The sequence below is a fragment of the Rhodovulum sp. PH10 genome (assembly GCF_000293785.1).
Classification (GTDB): domain Bacteria; phylum Pseudomonadota; class Alphaproteobacteria; order Rhizobiales; family Xanthobacteraceae; genus Rhodoplanes.
Genome location: NZ_AKZI01000242.1, coordinates 1 through 1,235, shown reverse-complemented (window position 1 = coordinate 1,235; position 1,235 = coordinate 1). Strand labels below are relative to the sequence as shown.

Sequence of the window (1,235 nt, the reverse complement as noted above, 5' to 3'; positions counted from 1 at the left end):
AGGGCGAGGCCACGGTGCGGGCCTCATCCTTCGAGACGGCCGCTTCGCGACCCAGGATGAGGTCATAGTTTCCCGCCGCTGGTATCATTCCGGTTTTCAGCGTTTGCGACCCTGTCTGATCATTGAATTCATTGGGGTCAGAAAGCGCGAAAATCGATCGATTCACAGGCTCCGACGTCCCGGCTCGCCGGGAGCGTTGCGCCGGGTGTCGCGGAAATCCGTACCCGCGCCCGACGGCCCTCCCCGCTACTCGCCATTCGCTATTCGCCCCTCTCCGCGGCCGCCAGCGGCGCGGGCCAGCCATGCGCGCGCCCCTACTCGCCACTCGCCACTCGCTACTCGCCATTCGCCGCTCCCGGCCGGCGGAACCGAAGACGGGACTGCCGGCGGAAAGGTCGTCGTCGAGGGGCCTTGCCAAAGGGGCCTTGCCAAGCCGGCTCCGAGGCGATACATGCGGGCTCCTCGCACCGTCGTCCTCGGACACGGTCGCGGCAGGCGGCGCCCGTAGCTCAGCTGGATAGAGCACCAGACTACGAATCTGGGGGTCAGGAGTTCGAATCTCTTCGGGCGCGCCATTTTTTTGAAATTAAAATCAAGAGCGTGGTCGAGTGAGGCGAACGGTCGCCCGATCGAGATTTTTCTCACGTAAGCACCACGTAAGCAGCAGAACCGCCGAGCTCACGTCCGCAGGCGATGACTGCTTCAGTTCCGGGCATCGGATCGCCGAGCCTCTCGCGGTCGGCGCGACGAGCGGGCTATGCGCATACGCATGGGTCGGCGCATACGCTTCCATTCTCCCCTCTTCAAAAAAAAGAAGGCTGTCCAACCCGTCCAGTCCGTGCGGATTTCAATCCGACCAAATGCTTGAAAGCGGGTGCCGCGCTGTCCAACGCCGTCCGGTGCCGTCTGAAGTGGACCCCGAGGCGAGGACCACTGGCGTGGCGTTTTTAGTTGGAAGCTCGGCTGCTCCTGCCTTCCGATATCATGCCGCCAAACGTTTTGTCTGCGGCGTTTGCGGCTGTGGGCCTGTGGGCAACGCGCTCGAGGCTGGGCAAGAATTCGCGTCAGCTCGCGAGGGCGAGGGACTGGCGCGGATTGGCGGCTGCCGCGGCGATTTCAGTCACGAATCGGACCAGCAGTCCCCCGGCGGCGCGGGGAAGGGCGCGCCCGGCGCTTGGTGTGCCGGCCTGCAGCAAACAAGCGACCCATTCGGCCAAGCGGGCCATGAAGCCTTC

General features: G+C 64.5%; 1 tRNA gene. It reads left to right on the top strand.

Annotated elements, in window-relative coordinates:
* Positions 1-498 precede the first annotated feature (498 nt).
* A tRNA-Arg gene (locus A33M_RS21805) sits at positions 499-575 on the top strand.
* Positions 576-1,235: the final 660 nt, after the last annotated feature.